This is a genomic window from Curtobacterium sp. B18 (assembly GCF_000333375.1).
GTDB lineage: Bacteria > Actinomycetota > Actinomycetes > Actinomycetales > Microbacteriaceae > Curtobacterium.
Window position 1 is genome coordinate 1 of record NZ_BACZ01000782.1, and the last position, 1610, is coordinate 1610.

The 1610-nt window shown below is 70.9% G+C and carries 1 protein-coding gene; it reads left to right on the forward strand.

The genetic code is table 11. From position 1 onward, the window contains the following. The first annotated feature begins 80 nt into the window (after window positions 1-80). Window positions 81-1586, forward strand: coding sequence for an Asp-tRNA(Asn)/Glu-tRNA(Gln) amidotransferase subunit GatB (gene gatB, locus I5E_RS20625; RefSeq protein WP_022908645.1), 1506 nt, complete (start codon window positions 81-83; stop codon window positions 1584-1586). Window positions 1587-1610 lie beyond the last annotated feature (24 nt).

A 1610-nucleotide genomic window follows, 5' to 3' on the forward strand; every position in this document is an offset into this window, starting at 1 on the left:
CAGTGGGGCCACCCGCTCATCGACAGCATCCCGGCCCTCGAGCAGAGTCAGCAGTCCGCTGCGCAGGAAGGTGTGATCTGATGGCGCAGAAGGACGCGCTGATGGACTTCGACGAGGCACTCCGGCTGTACGAGCCGGTCCTCGGGTTCGAGGTCCACGTCGAGCTCGCGACGAAGACCAAGATGTTCTCCGACGCGCCGAACTTCTTCGGCGGCGAGCCGAACACGAACGTGACGCCGGTCGACCTCGGGCTGCCCGGGTCGCTGCCGGTCGTCAACGCCCAGGCCGTGCGCTACTCGATCCAGCTCGGGCTCGCGCTCGGCTGCTCGATCGCCGAGTCCTCGCGGTTCGCCCGGAAGAACTACTACTACCCGGACAACCCGAAGAACTACCAGATCTCGCAGTACGACGAGCCGATCGCCTACGAGGGCGAGGTCGAGGTCGAGCTCGCCGACGGCACGATCTTCCAGGTGCCGATCGAGCGCGCCCACATGGAGGAGGACGCCGGCAAGCTGACGCACGTCGGCGGTGCCACCGGTCGCATCCAGGGCGCCGAGTACTCGCTCGTCGACTACAACCGTGCCGGCGTGCCGCTCGTCGAGATCGTCACGAAGCCGATCTTCGGCGCCGAGGAGCGCGCACCCGAGCTCGGCGCGGCGTACGTGCAGGTCATCCGCGACCTCGTCCGGGCGCTCGGCGTCTCCGAGGCCCGCATGGAGCGCGGCAACCTCCGGTGCGACGCGAACATCTCGCTGCGTCCCCGCGGTCAGGAGAAGCTCGGCACCCGCACCGAGACCAAGAACGTCAACTCCTTCCGCGCCGTCGAGCGCGCCATCCGCTACGAGATCCAGCGGCAGGCCGCGATCCTCGCCGCCGGCGGATCGATCACGCAGGAGACCCGGCACTGGCACGAGGACACCGGCCGGACCTCGGCGGGCCGCCCGAAGTCGGACGCCGACGACTACCGCTACTTCCCGGAGCCCGACCTGCTCCCGGTGGTGCCGGACCCGGCCGTCATCGAGGAGCTCCGTGCCGGGCTGCCCGAGGCCCCGGTGGCGCGTCGCCGTCGACTCAAGGGCGACTGGGGCTTCACGGACCTCGAGTTCCAGGACGTCGTGAACGGCGGGCTCCTCGACGAGCTCGAGGGGACCGTCGCGGCCGGTGCCGCACCGCAGGCCGCGCGCAAGTGGTGGACGGGTGAGATCAGCCGTGTCGCGAACACGCAGGACGCCGCCCCCGGCGACCTCGTGTCGCCGCAGCACGTGGCGGAGCTCATCGGCCTCGTCGAGTCCGGTGACCTGACCGACCGTCTGGCCCGCCAGGTGCTCGAGGGCGTCATCGCGGGCGAGGGATCGCCGGCGCAGGTCGTCGAGTCGCGTGGGCTCAAGGTCGTGTCGGACGACTCGGCGCTCACCGCCGCGGTCGACCAGGCGCTCGCCGCCCAGCCGGACGTCCTCGCCAAGATCCGGGACGGCAAGGTCCAGGCCGCCGGCGCCATCATCGGTGCCGTGATGAAGGCCATGCACGGCCAGGCGGACGCCGCTCGCGTCCGCGAGCTGGTGCTGGAGCGCGCGCAGCAGTCCTAGCAGCGCCCACGGGCAGTACGGGAG

Bases quoted from the DNA above. Each gene is read 5' to 3' on its own strand.
- gatB (WP_022908645.1), top strand. From the start codon at position 81: ATGGCGCAGAAGGACGCGCTGATGGACTTCGACGAGGCACTCCGGCTG.